The following is an 18,005-nucleotide window of genomic DNA, read 5'->3' as shown; positions in this document are numbered from 1 at the left end:
AATTAGATGCTAATTTGGTAATTAAATATCTCAGAATATAAAATAACCAAATGAAAATTTTAAACGCAATGTTGGGTAAAGGGCTTGGCGGAATTGAGCAAGCTTTTTTAGATTATACTAATGCTCTTACTCAAGTCGGCTGTAAAGTCGTTCAAATTATTAACAAGAATGCGGAAATTAAAAAATACTTAAAAGAAGATTTTTATCCTGTTTCAAATTTCTCAAAATATGACCCTTTTACTATTATTAGGCTTAAAAAAATTATAAAGGCTGAAAAGCCTGATTGCATTATTACACATGGTAATAGAGCAGCAAGAATACTTCAATTCGCTGCAAATAACGTTCCGATTATCTCACTATGTCATAATTATAGTTTTAAACAATTATTTAAAAGCAAGGCTATAATCACTGTTGCAGATGACTTAAATGTAAAAATCAAACAAATGGGCTATAAAAATGTATTTACTATACCCAACATGATTGAAATTAATGATGATATTCAGTTTATAGCTCCTCAATTTTATAACCCTCCGATAATTGGTACGGTCGGCAGGTTTGTAAAGAAAAAAGGTTTTGATATATTTCTAAAAGCTTTATCAATATTAGAGCAAAAAAAAGTTGAGTTTAAAGCTATCATAGGAGGTGAGGGTGAAGAAAGAGAAAATTTGGAAAAGATGGTTAGGACTCTACAACTATCTGATAAAGTAAAAATTATAGGATGGGTGGAAGATAAGGAAAGCTTTTATAAAAATATAGATATCTTTTGTCTTCCTTCTTTGCATGAGCCCTTTGGAATAGTAATCTTAGAAGCATTTAAATATTCAAGACCGGTCATTTCAACTAAAACCGAAGGACCGAGCAATATTATTACCGACCGACTAAACGGATTGTTTGCAGAAAATGATAATCCTCAAAGCTTAGCCGATAAGATTGAGCTTTTAATTAAGAATAAAGAGCTTGCAATCAACCTAGCTAGAGAAGGTTTAAATTTAGTTAAAACGAAGTATAGTTCTAAGGTGGTAGGAGAACAGATTATGCATACTGTAACAAATATTTTAAAAACTTTAAATTAACGTATATATTGCTTGATATATAAACAATGTTTTCTATTGCTGATATTGTTTTTTACTGATAATATCGGCACAATTTATCTTAAGAAAACATTGGTGCATAATTTAATTAATTATGACATACTTTAAATATATAAGGGGAAAGGGTAATTAATCATGGACTTAATTAGTGAATATGATGTATCTGTAGATCTGTTTCTTTTAGCTTTAAGTAGTAGTTATTGCCCTAATTATCAATATTATAATGATATATTAAATGTTCAATATGATGATATCGGCTCATTTTTTAATTTAAAAAATTTAATAAGTTCAAATGGTACCCAACCAATTTATGGGGATGAATTAAGTAACCTTTATAATAACCGGTTTAGCGATGGGCTTTTAAATAATATTCCTACATATTTGACCTTTGGAGAAGAAAGCGAAGAGGCAACCGGTGAAGCTTATAATTATGACCCGTGGGCAACAAAGCTATATAACGCAACGCTGTTTCTAGCTTCAATTTCAGTACTCGCTTTAAGTTATAAATATATAAACCCTAACATTATAAATCTGACTGCTTCAGCGTTAATTATATCAGGTGTAGGGTATATAGCTTCCGAATGTTTTGATGGAGTGATAGGTGAAATCGGAAATTTTGTTAATAATAATGCGGTAAAGGTTTTTTCCGGTATATATAGCTGCTTTGTGACTGAAAAAGTTTTATTCTATAGCGGGTGGAGTAAAAATGATTCTATTTATTTCAGTTCGGCGAAAATTATTACCAGCTTAGGTATGCCGCTAATCTCAAGTGCATATAGCTACTTAGAAAACACACTTGAAGAAAATATATCTGAAACTTTAAATTTAGAAAACTCCGTAACCTGCAATGAAGAAGCTGAAAACATGCTTATAAGTGAGAAATTACAAGCAGACTTTAAGTATCAAGCTAAATTCCATTTAAAAAACTTTTCCGGTAGAGGGTTAAAAGAAGCGGTTAAACTTGCTACTGATTCCTCATTTGATTCTGAGATTGCAGCTAATCTAATTAAAAATATTTTGTTTGAAGATAATCTTACCCTAGAGTCAGGCAAGCGCTTCAGTTGGAATGCTTGGGCTAAGGTTTTCAGTAAAAGTGTTGCAAAATTGTTTGGTGCAAAAGATTATACTGTTGCTGCAGTAGGGATTGCTTGTAGTAATGTAATGAATACTATATATCCGATATTTATATCAGAATAATTTTATTTACATTGCTCAATAATAATTATAAAAATGAGCAATAAGAAATTTCAATTTCATATATGAAAAAAATTTTTTTCTTATTATTAATTCTAAGCAGCTTAAACGCATTTGCAGGTGCATCAAAGCGTTGGTATGCGGATAATTATGCGGAAAATGCGCTTCTGCAACAAAGCTGGGCAACAAAATTCTTTTTTCAAGATTATATTTTTCAAGGGGGTGAATCTATTTTAGATATTGGTTCGGGGGTCGGAAATATTACTGCTATGATGGCAAACTATGTGCCGCAGGGGGATGTAGTCGGAATTGATAGCGATGAGGCTGTAGTTAACACAGCTAAGCAAGATTATAAATATATAAAAAACTTAAGCTTCCTAAATAAATTCGCCGGTGATGCTAATTTTTATAATTCGCATAAAGAAAAGTTTGATATCATAACTTCTTTTTCAGTACTACATTGGATATCAAATAACGATAAAGTTTTAAAAGGAATGTTCACTGCTCTTAAGCCGAACGGTATTTGTTATTTGAGATTAGCCTCAAAAGGGGGAGATCCTGTTCAGGATATAGCTGACAGATTGGTTAAAAGTGCAAAGTGGAAAGCTTATTTTGCTAATTTTAAAAGTCATATGAAACGTTTTACGGTAGGGGAATATGCTGCATTGCTCGAAAAAAATAACTTTCAAATAGTCAGTATCCGTAATGTAGAAGATAAAAATTTTTTAAATAATACCGCACAATTAAAGATGCAAATAAAAAGCTGGCTACCTTATTATCATTATTTAAAAAGTATTAATAGCTTAGAGGCAGATAAGTTTGTTAATGAAATTGTCGATGTTTATATATCAAAATTCCCTGTTAATCAAAATGGTAGTGTGATTTTATATGATCATAATCTGGAAATAGTTGCTACAAAACCGGCTGTTTAAGTATTCATTAATAATATATACTTTAAGCCTATTTACCTTTTTTACCTTTATCCCTTATAGCTTGTTTTTTAGAATTTAATGCTCGCTGTTTTAATTGTTTAGCTTTCACTGAATAGTTCTGAGCAGACCCTTTAGTCGATTGTCTATTTTTCATATGTCCTCAGGTTGTATAGCTTATAAAAGTGATTATGAAGTTAACATGTTTTAATCAAATTTTCTTTCTTTTCCCTTTTCTCTCAATTCTTTTTTTTCTTTTTCAAGGCGTGAGGTATGTTTCCCTACTACCCGGAAAGAACCTTCGCTCTGTTGAGTTTGCTCATCTATCTTTGCAGATAACCAGCTATCAGTGTATAGTTCAGCTTTTTTTAAAGCGGTTGCTAAGAATTTCTCATTTTTTTGTAATTTACTTACATGAGTCTTAATTTTTTCAATTGCCTGTTCTCTGGTTTTTGTGCCGTATTTTCTATCTTCATCATCCGGCATCATAATTAAATCTTTAATATAAAACCCGGCAACTATTTTTGAGATGTTTCTCATTTCATCTTCAAACTTATCAGGGTTTTCCATACCTAAGGAAATAAAATTATTAAGTTCAATTTTAAACTGTTTCTTTAAACCTTGATGCTCAATCCATCTTTGAGCAAATTCAGAGTCACGTTCCTTAAAATAAGACCCATGTTTAAACATGGGTCTGTAATCGGATGCTATACTTTCTTCTAAAGGGGTTATTAAGTGCATAGTTAAAGGGTATTTTACAGTTATTACTTCCAGTAATGCCGTAACTTTTTCTATACTGCAAACAGCCGTATTACATTCATTTAGAAACTCTTTAATTCCCCCAACTTTCCTAGTATAAGCTCCGTCCTTCTTATCATCATTTACGAAATTAACCCCGATACAAACTATGTTGCCGGGAGGAATTAACGAATCAGTTCGAGCGGTAAGGCTTTTAGTAGAGTTCTCCGCTAATCTTAGCATAAATGTATACACTTCATCAGCTTGATCTTTTCTATCTAAAGGAAGAATAGGGTTCACAAAATATCCGTTATTTTCATATTTTTCCCGGTTTGCTACCATATCATTGGCCAACTTTAGAAAGTGAAGGTAATTTTCTTCAAATAAGTCGCTTTGATTTACTATAGCTATAGCTGCTTTCTTCCGAGCTTTCGGAGATTCTGCATCTCTAAAATTTGTAATTAATATATTTCTTTTATTAATTTTATTTTCATTTCTCGGTGAAAGTCTAAAACCAAAAAAACTGAAATTATTTTTTCTAGGTGAAAATTCATTTTCTCCGTCACTTCTCGGGGTAGCAGGAGTGCTTGTGCTATTCTTTATATCAGGGATTGTATTATCTGTTTTTGAGCTTAGCTCTCGACTACTGGTTCTTCTAATTAATTTTATACCCCTAGATAATAAATTTTCTCCGGAAGAAGTTCCTCTCGGGGTTAAAAATACACCCTCGGGTTCCTTTGTACTTGATATTGAATCAGCTGATAAAGCAAGCGGTGACCTTAATTTTTTCTCAGGTAAGCTTTTATCAACTATACTTTGTGTTGATGGAAGTGCTCTCGGTGACAAAAATGCATAATTAATAGGTATTTTATCATCTTGCTTCTTTTTTACGCTATCTAATACTAATGATGGTATATTTCTGCCCAACCCTACTTTCGGTGTAGATTTTTCCCCGCCTTCCCTCACTTTAATTCCCCTTTGAATTTAAAATTATAAGTTAATTATATATTAACTATATTGAGAATAAATTGTTAAAACAACTATATATTTATTTGAGTAAATAACATCTGGGTCAGTTGTTTAAAAAGTAAGCTTAATATTATATAAATATTTTATCTATATATATTAAATTTTTATTGCGTTTATAGAAAATGATTACTATAACTCAACAACATTTTTAAATTCATTATTAAATTTAGCAAGAATAGTTGATGATTTATTCGATTATAAATCTAAGCACATAACCATAACTTAACCTTATACAATTTAAGCAAGATTATTTATGAAAAGAAAATCAGAAGAGAAGTTTGTGCAAAGCAGCCAAGCAGCACTTAAAGATGAGAATAATAAAAGACCAAAAACAGATGAAGAGGGAAGGGTTGAGGTAATAACCCGAGAGCAAAGAGAAAAAACTATTATAAGAAGAAAGAAGGAGGCAGAAGAAGATAAATATGCTGATTTGACAGCAGATTTGTTTAGAAATAAAAAATATGAAGAAACTGTAAAAATTGCAAGTGAGTATTTAGAAAAAAATCCTCGTTCAATTAATGTGGGTTATAATTGTGCTCTTGCTTACCTTTATCTACTAAGATTTGAAGATTGCTATAAGCAATGTAAAAAGTTACTTGCCATATCACCATTATATAAAAAAGCTATTTTGCTTAAAATAATTTCTATTCAGGAGTTATTAAAATTACCAAAGGAGAAATGGGTATATGATACTAAGGCTATATCTTATTTAAGTGATATTGCAAATTCTACTACTTTATATTATCGGAAAACTTTATCTACAACTTATGGCTTATCCACTTTATTTCAAGAAATAAAAGAGAAATCACAGGAAAAGTATATAAATCAATCAATGGAAGTAATTGTTCAAGCATTACAATCTAAGTTTGATTCGCTTAAGAGATCAGAAGAAAATCTGCTGAATGAATTAGAGGCTATTAGAACAAAAATTACTAATATTAATATTGCTACATTATTAAATCTTGAAATTAATGATGAAGTAAGGCTGGAAATAGAAAGAGTATACTTTTTATCATATAATATTATTAATATTCTTAATTTGTTGAAATTAATTAAGGTAATTGATAATCCGGAATTAAAAGGCCCAACAGAAAATTTAATTTTAGATATTTTAAATAATAAAAGTCTAATGGAACCTAATGAAGTGATATTTAAATCTTTAATAAAAACATTTTCTTTAAAACTAAATGTATTTAAGTTTTGTATTAAACTTTGTCGAACAAACCATTTAAGAAATGAAGAAAAAAGATTTTTAGAAACAGAAATTATTGATTCTATTGGGATGGAATTATTATATACTGATAACAAAACAAATTTAAAGAATTTTTGTTTATTATTTGAGGATGATCCTATTTTGGAGGTTACTATCAGAAGCTTTAAACGAATTGCTTTTCCAAAAGGATATGATAACCCTGAACTTGAATATACAACGGATATTGAAAAAGTAGAGATAAATAGCTTACCAATAAGAACTCCTGTTTCTGCTTTGGCTACATTGAGAGTATCAAGTTTTAGCAAAGGGAAAGAAAAAGAGGAATATACTTTTTCCGAACAGCTAGCTTTAGAAGCTCATAAAATGCAAGGTGAACTACCTGAGCTTGTAGATGATACCCCGGATGATATCGGAGAAACTAGTACGCAAGAAAGTAGCCCGGTATTGCCCGGAACTAATGTTCAAGTACAACATGCTTCTTATGCTGATAAAGTAAGATTAGCCAAAGAAGCTGGAAATAAAGAGAATATTCCACCTCAAAAATTTACTCTTACTCAGGCTCCCGGTACCTCCGGAGGTTTTAGAAAGATGGTAGTTTCTGCTAGACTAAACCCATCTATTCTACCAGAATCCGGAGAAAGCAAGATTTGCCAAATAGGTAGAGGTATTTAACTGATTCTATTAGCAAATATAAATATTTATTTATGCTTGCTGATGGTTAAATTAGATTAATTATAAAACTTAAGCATACGCTTAACTATGACTTCCTCGCTATAATCTCTAACTACAGTTTCTCTGGCTTTTAAGGCAAGTGAGGTACGTAATTGATTGTCCACGATTAGTTTTTCTATTGCTTCAGCCAGTGAATCAGCATCTCTCACTTTAACCAATAAGCCATTTATACCATCTTCAACCAGTTCTCGGCAGCCGGGGGCATCGGTGGTGATAAGCGCTCTACCGAGAGCAGCAGCTTCAAGCAGGCTTCTGCTTAAGCCTTCTCTATAGGAAGGAAGCACGGCAACATGTGCTTTTTCCCAAATAGTTTTTATATTACTTTGGAAACCCAGCCATTTAATTATCTTTTTATCTTCCCATTCTCTTAGTTGATATTCAGTAACTGACCTCGAGTTATCGGGATCAGGAGCTCCGACCAGCCAGAACTCCGCTTCCAATCCTTTATTATTGATAATCTCAGCTGCTGCCGCAAACTCAGCTATCCCTTTATCAAGAATCATTCTTGCCATTAGTGCAAAAACAGGCTTGCCGTTCGGTTCGGATAGGGGTAGGAAATTTTTCAAGTCTATTCCTACCGAACACTGTGCAAAAATTTGTGCCGGCTTAGCAATATTTTCTTTTAAAAGCAGTTCCTTATCATCTTTATTTTGCACAATGATTATGCTGTTTTGTTTAAGCATGAACAGCTTAAGTAAATTAGTGAAAACTACTCTGATGGCTTTTACCCATAATTTATCACTGATAAACACAAAGCCCATGCCTAAAAAGGTATTAATAACTTTAGGGACTTTATTGAATATTGCTGCAATGCTGCCGTACAATATAGGCTTAATCCCGAAATGTTGCGCAATATCAGGCTTCTCTTTCCTATATACTGCTATTAATTGAAAAATAATTTTCAATTCCTTAAATATATTTAAACCAAAACGTTCCAAGTTGATAGGGAACAGCTCCAAACCCTGTTTTTTAATTTCCTCCCCGTGCTCATTTACGCAAGTTATAACTTTTATATCATAACCTTTTTCCTTTGCCGCAAGTGCAATCGGCATAAGATGGGCAACAAAGTGCCAATCCGCGTTACTAAAAAGAATTATTTTCATTTATAAAGCTTTGAAGGATATATTTTATAATACCTTTTAAATACCATATTTTATTTGAAAGTATAGGTAAATGAGCCTATAACTTTTAAACATTAAATAGTATGAGTATTAGGTTAAAGTGAAGTATCTAGTGACCGGAGGGGCAGGGTTTATCGGTTCTCATCTTACGGAGCAACTTCTTGAGAACGGGCATGAAGTCACTGTTTTAGATAATTTATCTTATGGTAAGAAAGAAAATTTACCGCATAAATGTGAATTTATTTACGGTGATATTTTAGATAAAACCGTTCTTAAGAAAGCTTTTAAGGGAGTCGACGGTTGCTTCCATTTAGCTGCCGTTGCCTCGGTGCAGCAATCGGTAAAAGACTGGGTTAACACCCATAGAGTTAATTTAACCGGCACCATTAATATATTTGAAGAAGCTGAAAAACAAAATATTCCGGTGGTTTATGCCTCGTCAGCTGCCGTATATGGAAATATTTCCAAGTCTTTTTTAACGGAAGACCTTCTCCCGCAGCCTATTTCAGGTTATGCTGCGGATAAGTATGCTTGCGAGCTGCAAGCTAAGGCGTTCGGTGCAATTTTTGCCCTTCCTACTTTCGGTCTAAGGTTTTTTAACGTATACGGGTCACGCCAACTCCCTGATTCATCTTACTCAGGAGTAATCTCTATCTTCCTAAGCAGAATAAGAAATAAGCAACCACTTACTATTTTCGGTGACGGTAACCAAACGAGGGATTTTATTTTTGTAAAAGATGTAGTGAATTTTATCATTGCAGCCATGCAGAATGTCTCGGCTCACGCTCCGGTAACTAATGTTTGCACCGGTAAAGGAACCACAGTAAATGAATTAGCACAAAAGCTTTTTTCCATATTAGGTAAAGTAAATATTGAATATTTACCGGCTAAGAAAGGAGATGCGCTAATCTCAGTCGGTTCTCCCGTTAAGGCGGAACAAATATTAAAAATTAAGGCTCTGGTTCCGTTGGGAAAAGGTTTAAATGAGCTGGTTGTTTCGGTAGTGTAATAAAAAATAATAAAAAACTTAGTAATGGTAATAAAACTTTAACGTTTATAGTATATAATTTACAATAAAAATTAGAGTAAAATTATGTCGGAATTAGAGCTTTATAATAAATCTCAAGAAGAAATCACCAGCTATCTTGCTGAACAAAAGCTTGATAAGGAAGAGTTTTCATTATTATTGAAGACTGCTTTCAATTATAAATCAGAGAATTTACTAACGGCACTATTAGAGTATCATAAAGCTAATAATTTAGATTTATACTGGATATACATCGATTGCTCATTACATGAAATAAAAAACTACTTGGAAGCTTTCAACAAATATTTTGAAGCAGATGAATTTTTAGCTTTTGTGCTGGATTATATTATTACTTCAGGTGAGGAAGAAGTTGATAAACAGAAAAGAAGTATTCAGAAAGAATTAGTTAAAGCTGCCCTTGATAGAGGAGCTAAACTTAAATATATTACTGACTCAATTTATCTGGTTTTTGAAAATTTACACAATAGCTCGGAATTATTCCTAAATTCCGATCCGGATATATTTTTGAAATTAGTTTTACAGAGTTATGTAGGTGATAAAGCATCAGAAATTACTCAGAAAGAATTAGTTAAAGCTGCTTTTAATAGAGGAGCTAAACTTGAAAATATTATTGATTCTATACGCTATATTAATTTGAAAAACTTGTATAATTATTCGGAATTATTTTTAACTCATACAACAGTTGACAAATTTTTAGCTTTAATCTTAAGAGTTAATACGGAAGATATTAACTCTGTTGATAAAGAGCACACCATAGATGAAGAGTTATACGCTAAGCAGAAGGAGTTGGTTAAATTAGCTTTGGAAAATGGAGCTAAGCCGGAAGCTATAGAAATAGGTGGGATTCCTTTGGAATCAGTTTTATCATTAAAAGAAGTTATGATTAACCGAGGAGAAAAATATTTTTCCGCTGAAGTATTTTTAAAATTTGCTTTACAGGCTTATGTTAAAATAGAGGAGAATACAACTGTAATCCCTGAGTACCTTCAAAAATTACGGCAAGACCTTGTTGAGTTTGCGTTTGAGCAGGGAGCCGACCTAAAAAACATGAAGCTTAATGACTTGATCGAATCATTTTTAACGGTTGACACTGCCAAGTTACTGCTTGATCACGGCTTGAATCCGCATGCACTGCTTTTAGATCAAAATATCATTTGTACAGATACGCATAATAATCTCATTAAGCTTGCTTTAGATCAGGGAATAAAAATTATTCCCTTAGAGCTGGTTATTACCTTATCATCCGATACTCCGTTAGAGACTATTCAACTACTTATTAAAAACGCCACTGTTAAAGTAGATGAGAAAATAACTTTTAAATCTATGTATGATGAATACATTAAATTAGGCTCGCAATTTAAAGAATACCTTGATGAGCTTATTAACAATATCGGCAGCTCGGGGATAAGCAAATTATTAGCTTACAGCGGTTCATTACTGCACATTATGGTTAAAAGCGGTTCAAAAGAAAATTTGGATTATATATTAGATAATTTTGAAGTTAACTTAAACGTACTAAATGACAAAAACCAGACACCTTTATTTTATGCTACTACTTCCAAGATTGCCGATCTCCTGATCAGTCATGGTGCAGACTTATCAATCAAAGATATAGAGGGGAATATTTGGTTCGGAAATCCAAGCCTAGAGCTTATTAAATATTTAAGTGAGAAAAATTATATTTTACCTATTTTAGAAAATGATAAAATATTAAAAGATCACTTTATTAAAGGTAACTATGAACATGCCTATAAGTTATTTAGCTATGGCATGGCTTTAAACCCTACCCCTTTAAAGGATGTAGTTGATGCTATTGAAGTAGGTTTAGAAAGTTCCGTTGAAAATAATAAATATCAGGCTTTACTCAACCTTATGCACAAGGCGGGAATCAAAATACCAAGCAAATTTGAGCACATGATCCATACTTTCCATGATGATTTTACTAAAAACGATTTTGGTTTTTTAGATGGGTTTACTCATAAACTTGCAGCCTACTACTTAAGCAAATCAGAACAGGATTTAAAACATCAATTAGCCGGTGAATGCCCTATGTTAAAACTGGATTTAGCAAACCGGTCATTTTTAGGTAAAGAGTTAAGTTATTCTACTTTTGCAGATTTTAAAGCATTATGTGCAGGTAGTGTGCTTCTGAATAAAATAGATAATGATTTTGATATTTATTATCAACTAGTCGGAAAAGCACTAAACAGACTTGATGAAGATTTTAGCTTAGAGGTGCTAACTTTAAACGGCTTAGTCCCAAAGCCGATAGAAGAAGAGATTGCTATATTCAGAGGGTTAAAATTTAATGTTGATAGCGAAGATATAAAATCATGGTTTAAATACGGGATCAAAGCTTTTTCTATTGGAGAAAACCAAAAGTTCTTAGGTTTTTACGTTAACCAGCCTTGGAATGAAGTTGACGAAGGAAGATGGGAGTTCGGCGGTACGTATGTCTCGTTAGAACCGAATATGTCAGCAAGCTTTGCCGCCGGTATGACGGCAGAAAACACAAGCCAAGATAGCGTATTTATTGAGATGCGAATTTCAAAAAATTCTCCTCAAGTATGCGGTAGCCATACCCACGAGCATGAGTTAATTTTTAACGGCATTAAGGGTGAAGAAGTTGTAGCGGTATATAAGCTTGATGTTGAAGAGCTTAACTATAATAAGAAATTTAAAGTAATCTCAGTGGAAAAGAATCCTTATATATCTGATGATGTAAAGCCAAAGTACCAGGTCGGGGACTACATTGAAGTTGATCAGGAAGCCGTATCAAAATATAAAAGTCTCGAGTGCCCCGCCGAGCATACTGCTGATATGAAATCTATACTTTATAAAGATTATGATAATTTTATAAATAAATATACTCAGGATCAATATTCAGAAGACCAAAATACGTTACTATCAACTTATTTTACTGATAGAGTACATTATGGGAATTATACAATAAAAGCCTTGTTCGGGTTTGATGGGTTTGAATATAATACATGTGACCCTGAATATTTATGTTGTTAGCAACTTCTCAACTGATAGAAATAGCCTTTTTAAAGAGGCTATTTCTAAATACTCTAGTTATTTGAATCCTTCTCAATCCACATACGGCAACATTCGCGAACTAAATTTCTTATTCTTGAGATATAAGAAGTTCTCTCGGTAACACTGATAACCCCGCGGGCATCAAGTAAATTAAATATGTGGCCGGCTTTCAAGCACTGATCATAAGCGGGTTGAATAAGTTTATGAGATAATAGATTTTTACACTCCTGCTCATGATCCGTAAAATGGCGCATTAATAATTCAGTATCGGCATATTTAAAATTATAGCTTGAATAATCAGCCTCATTGGCTAGAAATATATCTTTATACTTAACGCCCCTGTCATTCCAGGTAATATCAAAAATACTGTCTACACCTTGAATGAACATAGCAAGCCTTTCCAAGCCGTAGGTGAGTTCTCCCGGGATAGGTTTACATTCAATTCCGCCAATTTGTTGCATATAGGTAAATTGAAATACTTCCATGCCGTCACACCACACTTCCCATCCTAAACCCCATGCACCTAAGGTAGGGTTTTCCCAGTCATCCTCGACAAATCTTAGATCATGTTTTTTAGGATCAATACCGATCCTATATAAGCTCTCTAAGCATAGTTCCTGAATATTATCAGGAGAGGGTTTAAGGATTACCTGATATTGATAATAATGCTGTACTCGATTAGGGTTTTCTCCATATCTGCCGTCGGAAGGGCGCCTGCAAGGTTGAACATAGGCAACATTCCAGGGTTTGGAGCCTAAGCATCTTAGAGTGGTTGCAGGGTGTGAAGTTCCCGCTCCCACTTCCATATCATAAGGTTGTAAAATTACACAGCCTTTATCAGCCCAATATTTTTGAAGTTCAAAAATTAAATCTTGGAAATACATAAAACAATTTTTAATTACTTTTAATAATTTATATGAAATTATGTATGCTAATGCAATCATTTTACAATTATATAAATAATATAGTAAGGGTAATTTTAGTTGCTAATTAAATATGAGTAGGGTAAATCTAAGATGCAGGGGCAATTTAAGGTAATTATATATTATGTCGGGAAGACTTGGTGAATTGTTATTAATTTTATTAATAATTTTTGTTATCTTCGGAGCAGGTAAACTTCCGAAAGTAATGGGAGAATTAGGCAGAGGTATCCGCTCGCTGAGAGATGGGGTAAATAACCGAGATAAGGATGAACCCCGCGATCACAAGGAGTAAGGTTGCTACTTGCGAGGTAAACTACATCTTCTAAAAGGCTTAATCAATAATATGTTGTATATTATACTTAGTTTCAGGAATTACGTATTGAATAGCAGTTTTTGCAGTTGAATCAATAAATATCGGTGCGCGAGCATTAACAATGATTTTTTTCCCCTGATCGGTTATTTTAGTTGAAGCAATAAGAAGAATTGCAACATCTTCTACCTTTATTCCCAATACACTGCATGCCTTCTCAAGATCGGAGGAATCAATAAATTTATTATGTATCAGGATGGGTAAAGTAAGAAATGAAAGTTTAGTGTCCACTACTCCTTGCAGCAGCTTAAAATACTTAAATTTTTCAACATTTATATTAGCAAGGCAAAAGTGTTTGCAATCAGGCATTCCGATCATCCCATGAGGGAATATAATCTGATTCTCAAGATTAATTTCAATTTCACCGAATTGATTGATGATTGTGACAAACGGATCTTTTCTAAGTTCGTATTTTATAGTATGACTAATCATTTTCTCCCCCTTATTTTTTAGTACTATCTTATATAATCCCCGATAAACATCTCGGAAGCTCTGGCAACAACCATAAAACTTGCTTGCAACTTTCCTATTTTCATAATTAATTTCGGATATTCTAATTCCGGATTAACTGAAGTTATTGAAGTCAATGCTGCCTGTTGATCAATAATTGCTACTTCGTCATTCTGAATTATCCTTTCTACCGTCTCTCCATTGCTTCCCAATACCGCTACCATTTCATTTAACCCTTTTTGAGCTTCATCCATAAGATTAAATGATTTGACCAGGTCGGCTTTATCCTTACTTTCTTCATATTTCGCCGCATAGTGAAAAGCAGCAAATAACTTTTGAAAAGATTCATTATCTGCTGTTATAGCGTAATCTAAGTCTTGAGTAGAAGAAACCTTTTGGGCGGAGGTAACATTATCGCCGAGATAATAATTTGAAGTAATGGTGCCGTCTGGTAAAACATTTGAAATAGACTCAATGTGTGAAATCGGAGATATATTAGTTTTAGAACCGGAGAATAAATACTCTCCGTTAAAGTTGCTTGATAAAAGTCTTTTGACTTCATTTATATAATTGGTCGATATGTCTTTTATAGCTAAAGTATTGTCATTACTGGAATCTTTAGCCACTTGAACAAAGCGCATTGCATCTTCGGTTACTTGTTGGATTGTCTGGACAGTATTTTCATATTCATTGAGTTTACTTGTCAGCAATTTATTATTAGTAATTCTGTTTGCGGTTAGTTCTACTTGGTTAGTTAAATCTTCCGATAACCTTAAATCATTGGGTGCCATTTCGTGAAAAGATTCATATTGTTTATCTGCCGAGATTTTGTTACTTGATTTATTAACCGAAGCATAGTTCTCGGAAACATTTTTAATCATTTGCTTATGTGAAGTAAAAGTAGCGATTGTAGTCATAACATTACCCTTTTATTAAAAACTTGAAATTAAAGTATCGAAAAATTCCCTTGCGGTTTGGATGATTTTAGCTGAGGCGGTAAAGTTTTGTTGGTATAATATCAGGTTGGTTAGCTCCGCGTTTAAATCTACTCCTCTAATTGAATCCAATTTATCCTGTAATGCTTCTCTAAACAGCTCATTCCTACCCGCTTCCTCTGAGATCAGCTTGGTTGAAACCGAGTTGAACGACAGTATTTCAGTAGCATAGCTTGAAAATGTTACAGTTGTTGCCGGAAGCCCGGAAGTATTGGCAAATAAAAATTTTTGATTACCAATATGAATTAAATTAGTTAACGTATCTTTATCTCCTGAAGTAACTTCATAAGTATAAATCGGGGAATCAGCATAATTTGAGTGTGTCTGTCTAAGCTTACCGGTAGAAAGCAAGTTCGGGTCAGCTTGAATTTCACTTCTTACCTCCAAATATACCGCGGAGTTTTTTAAGTTGCCCCAGTTTTTCGGTGCATCATTACGCACAAATAAATCATTTAAGCCGAATAAGGTATTAAACCCGTCATTAGTCGCCGGAGTGTTATTAGTCGGATTACCTAAATATTTGCTATCAAGCTGGTCTATTACTAAGCGATAATTACCTTGTAAGGTTGAGATATTTAATCTTCCGGGCTGTATGCTGTTAGACGGTATACTATTCCCCTGGTCATCAACAATAGTTGCACTTAATACTCCGCCGTTTACCGCCGGTTGAACTAAAGTTGCCTGGCCGCTTACGCTGTTCGCGCTAAAGCGCTTATTTATGATTCCGTTCAAAGGATCTGGAGACGGATTATTTATTTGGAAGGTAAGTGTTGAGGTATAAGTTGAGGTCTCATCAGTTACTTGGCAATCCAGGGAAATTGTATAAGGATATTCCAGCGGAGCGGCTGTATTATTTAAAATAATGGAAGAACCTGTAGTCCCTGTTCTTTGCATGCTGCCACTAGTAATAGTTGATACTGCATTGTTAAAGGATGATAGTATATTTACCCCCATATTATCTACGGCTGTTGCTGAAGTTATATTAATTTTCGTATCTTTGCCTGAGAAATTGGATAGTTCCAGATCAAATGTTGTACCAGCGCCCGGAGTTATTGAGTCACTTACCGCTGCTAATTTTATATCATTTAATCTTCCTAATTTAACGCTATTGTCCCCGGTAAACCTTTGATTAAAATGATAATTGATTTCATTTATAATACCTTCCATATTAGGTCGTCCTGCACCGCTTCCGGTATCTAATTTAGAAAGATCAAGAGTTAATGCTGGAGTACTCGGGTTAGGTAAAGGAAGCCCGTCATCGCCGACAACCGCAATCCTTACGGATCCGCTGAATTGCAAAGTTTCATCGCGGGCGGTAAGTTTAGTTGCAGTAAGCGTAGTCGCAGGCGGATAGCCTGTCCCGGTGTTATGAACTTTATTAAACTCATCTTTTAATTTTTTTGCCAGTTGATCTAATTGATTTAATGCTCTTGGAATCTCAACATCACGCATATCAAGTAAACCGGCTACTTTACCGGGGGATAATTCATAATGGGTTTGTCCGCTGATCCCGGGAGGAGTAACAACAATATCCAAATTCAAATCATTACCGAAATCATCCACTGCGGTAATAAAGAAGCTGTTTAGCGGACGTTGCTCAATGAAGTCATCTGCTGATGAAGCGGGAGTGTATTTCGCCTGGTAAGCATGCTGTGTACCGAGTAGATTAATCCCGGTCGGAGTATAAAGGTTTAGGCGGCCGAGTTTATCGGGATATTGTTTTAATTCAAAATATTCTGAAAGCTTCAGAACGCTGGCTTTTAGTTTTTCTGCACTTTCAACATGCTCTATGCTGCCTTCGGGAAAAGCAGTGGTTTCTTGGCTTAATGCGTAGGCGGTTTTTAGTTCAGCATTTAGTCCTAAAGTAATGCTGCTTAGTTCCGTATCAGCTTGATACCTTAAATCTTCTAGGCTTCTTGCCAGAGAAGAAATTTTCTCTGCAGCATTGCTTAGACTATCAACCGTGATTACTTTTTGGGTTGCAATATTAAGGTTACCCGAAAGAGTATCAAGCTCTTTAAAAGCTTGGGTAATAAAAGAATCCAGACTATTACCTTCACCCGGTGTTCCGAAAACCTGGTTCATAGATTCAAAATAACGTTTTTTAGTTTCCGTATAGTTTGCTTCGGAAGTTTTTTGCAGTAATGTTTGTTCAAGAAGCCTATCGGTTTTGGTAGTTATACCTTTAATTGAAACTCCTTGAATATTGCCGGCAGTAACTACTGAATTCTGTATGATCGAGCGCTGACCGTAACCTTCCGTATCAACATTTACTACGTTAGAACTGGTTATTTCCAGCTTTTTCTTATTTAGTTCTATACCGGTGAGTGACGAAGCAATTGCAGACATTTGATTATCCCTCTTTAAAGTTTCTTATTGATAGCAAGATGGGGAATCTCACGGAATTTAGAGGTATTTTTTCTCACCCCTCTTTGGTTATAGTTAACACTTCTGGCTTCTTTATCTACAATACCTCTAACAATAGTTAAGATCTTTTGGTTAACATACATTGCTTTAGAAATTTCTCTTTTGCTCTTGTTTGCATAAAAATGTAACTCTTGAGAAAGCTCGTTTAGAACCTTTGCCTGATCTTCATTAAGGATGGATCGTTTATCGGCTAACCTAGCTAAAGTCTCCTTTTGTCTAGCAAGAAAATTCATTAAATCAGTTCTTTCATTTAGGGAATCATTAATCTTATCAATATTGTTATTCTTTATATGCTGCTCATCATCTTTGATAAGGTTTATCAGCTTATTAAAAGCATTAGTTACAATATCATAATTAAAAAATATTTTTTCAGCTTCCATATTCTTACTCCCCTAAACTTTGTTCTTGAACTTGTAATAAAGACGATTCAACTATTTTTGTAATACCTAAGCTATCCTGCTTTGCCGCCACCTTTGCATACTCGTTGGTGAGTAGGCCTTCAAATATTTCTTGAGTTGTACTATTTTCGTTAAGCATATGATTATTTACCGGAGGGGAAGCCTCTTTTAATAAATGGGAAACGACATAAGCGGAAAATTCCTGTGCAGCTTCTTTAGTAGGTGAATTACCTGATAAACTTTTTTCCCTTCCCTGGTCAACCTGCATAGTTGCAAAACTGTTGGTTAAATTATGTATATTAGTCATT

General features: G+C 33.8%; 15 protein-coding genes and 1 pseudogene. 7 read left to right on the top strand and 9 right to left on the bottom strand.

Annotation, left to right across the window (positions count from 1 at the left end):
- Positions 1 to 50: 50 nt before the first annotated feature.
- From I862_RS03710 to I862_RS03700, 3 genes are all read left to right on the top strand, one after another.
- Complete coding sequence (locus I862_RS03710) at positions 51 to 1,073, top strand: glycosyltransferase family 4 protein (RefSeq protein ID WP_038539058.1); 1,023 nt, start codon at positions 51 to 53, stop codon at positions 1,071 to 1,073.
- Between the two features lie 153 nt (positions 1,074 to 1,226).
- Entirely contained in the window at positions 1,227 to 2,288 is a 1,062-nt protein-coding gene (locus tag I862_RS03705; protein ID WP_038539056.1) for a hypothetical protein, read from the top strand.
- 62 nt (positions 2,289 to 2,350) lie between these two features.
- Positions 2,351 to 3,217 (top strand): class I SAM-dependent methyltransferase, encoded by an 867-nt coding sequence (locus tag I862_RS03700; RefSeq protein ID WP_038539054.1) that lies wholly within the window; start codon positions 2,351 to 2,353, stop codon positions 3,215 to 3,217.
- 28 nt (positions 3,218 to 3,245) lie between these two features.
- On the opposite strand, the gene I862_RS08695 is transcribed toward I862_RS03700, so the two are convergent.
- The gene (locus I862_RS08695; RefSeq protein ID WP_267880535.1) at positions 3,246 to 3,371 is read right to left on the bottom strand and encodes a hypothetical protein; all 126 of its coding nucleotides are present in this window, start codon (positions 3,369 to 3,371) and stop codon (positions 3,246 to 3,248) included.
- A gap of 50 nt (positions 3,372 to 3,421) precedes the next feature.
- Positions 3,422 to 4,918: a hypothetical protein gene (locus I862_RS03695; RefSeq protein ID WP_038539052.1), complete on the bottom strand. Its 1,497-nt coding sequence runs from the start codon at positions 4,916 to 4,918 to the stop codon at positions 3,422 to 3,424.
- Between the two features lie 316 nt (positions 4,919 to 5,234).
- Here I862_RS03695 and I862_RS03690 point away from each other — a divergent pair, with 316 nt between their 5' ends.
- Positions 5,235 to 6,866, top strand: coding sequence for a hypothetical protein (locus tag I862_RS03690; protein ID WP_038539050.1), 1,632 nt, complete (start codon positions 5,235 to 5,237; stop codon positions 6,864 to 6,866).
- 56 nt (positions 6,867 to 6,922) lie between these two features.
- On the opposite strand, the gene I862_RS03685 is transcribed toward I862_RS03690, so the two are convergent.
- Entirely contained in the window at positions 6,923 to 8,029 is a 1,107-nt protein-coding gene (locus I862_RS03685; protein ID WP_038539048.1) for a glycosyltransferase family 4 protein, read from the bottom strand.
- Positions 8,030 to 8,147: 118 nt separating this feature from the next.
- On the opposite strand from I862_RS03685, the gene I862_RS03680 reads away from it, so the two are divergent.
- Together I862_RS03680 and I862_RS03675 are read left to right on the top strand one after the other, a co-directional pair.
- Positions 8,148 to 9,056 carry an NAD-dependent epimerase/dehydratase family protein gene (locus I862_RS03680; protein WP_038539045.1) on the top strand — a complete coding sequence of 303 codons (909 nt, stop codon included), beginning with the start codon at positions 8,148 to 8,150 and terminating at the stop codon, positions 9,054 to 9,056.
- Positions 9,057 to 9,140: 84 nt separating this feature from the next.
- Positions 9,141 to 12,113 (top strand): ankyrin repeat domain-containing protein, encoded by a 2,973-nt coding sequence (locus I862_RS03675; protein ID WP_038539043.1) that lies wholly within the window; start codon positions 9,141 to 9,143, stop codon positions 12,111 to 12,113.
- A 53-nt stretch (positions 12,114 to 12,166) separates the two neighbouring features.
- Here the strand turns inward: I862_RS03675 and I862_RS03670 are convergent, their stop codons facing one another.
- Positions 12,167 to 13,018, bottom strand: coding sequence for a glycine--tRNA ligase subunit alpha (locus I862_RS03670; protein ID WP_038541266.1), 852 nt, complete (start codon positions 13,016 to 13,018; stop codon positions 12,167 to 12,169).
- 163 nt (positions 13,019 to 13,181) lie between these two features.
- Between I862_RS03670 and I862_RS08830 the strand changes: the two are divergent.
- Positions 13,182 to 13,275, top strand: a pseudogene (locus I862_RS08830) (twin-arginine translocase TatA/TatE family subunit); the annotation flags it as partial.
- Positions 13,276 to 13,388: 113 nt separating this feature from the next.
- Here the strand turns inward: I862_RS08830 and fliW are convergent.
- The 5 genes from fliW to I862_RS03645 are packed head-to-tail and all read right to left on the bottom strand — an operon-like array spanning position 13,389 to position 18,004.
- Complete coding sequence (gene fliW / locus I862_RS03665) at positions 13,389 to 13,859, bottom strand: flagellar assembly protein FliW (RefSeq protein WP_038539041.1); 471 nt, start codon at positions 13,857 to 13,859, stop codon at positions 13,389 to 13,391.
- A gap of 23 nt (positions 13,860 to 13,882) precedes the next feature.
- A complete protein-coding gene (locus I862_RS03660) occupies positions 13,883 to 14,794 on the bottom strand; it encodes a hypothetical protein (protein WP_038539039.1) in 912 nt (303 codons plus the stop codon).
- A 15-nt stretch (positions 14,795 to 14,809) separates the two neighbouring features.
- Positions 14,810 to 17,221, bottom strand: a complete 2,412-nt coding sequence (locus I862_RS03655) for a FlgK family flagellar hook-associated protein (RefSeq protein WP_038539037.1) — start codon at positions 17,219 to 17,221, stop codon at positions 14,810 to 14,812.
- Positions 17,222 to 17,235: 14 nt separating this feature from the next.
- Positions 17,236 to 17,679: a hypothetical protein gene (locus I862_RS03650; protein ID WP_038539035.1), complete on the bottom strand. Its 444-nt coding sequence runs from the start codon at positions 17,677 to 17,679 to the stop codon at positions 17,236 to 17,238.
- Positions 17,680 to 17,683: 4 nt separating this feature from the next.
- On the bottom strand, positions 17,684 to 18,004 hold the full coding sequence (locus I862_RS03645) for a rod-binding protein (protein ID WP_038539033.1): 321 nt from the start codon (positions 18,002 to 18,004) through the stop codon (positions 17,684 to 17,686).
- Between the last annotated feature and the right edge of the window lies 1 nt (position 18,005).

It is taken from the genome of endosymbiont of Acanthamoeba sp. UWC8, from assembly GCF_000730245.1.
GTDB lineage: Bacteria > Pseudomonadota > Alphaproteobacteria > Rickettsiales > Midichloriaceae > Jidaibacter.
The sequence above is the reverse complement of the archived record's forward strand: the minus strand, read 5'-3'. Positions and strand labels throughout refer to the sequence as shown.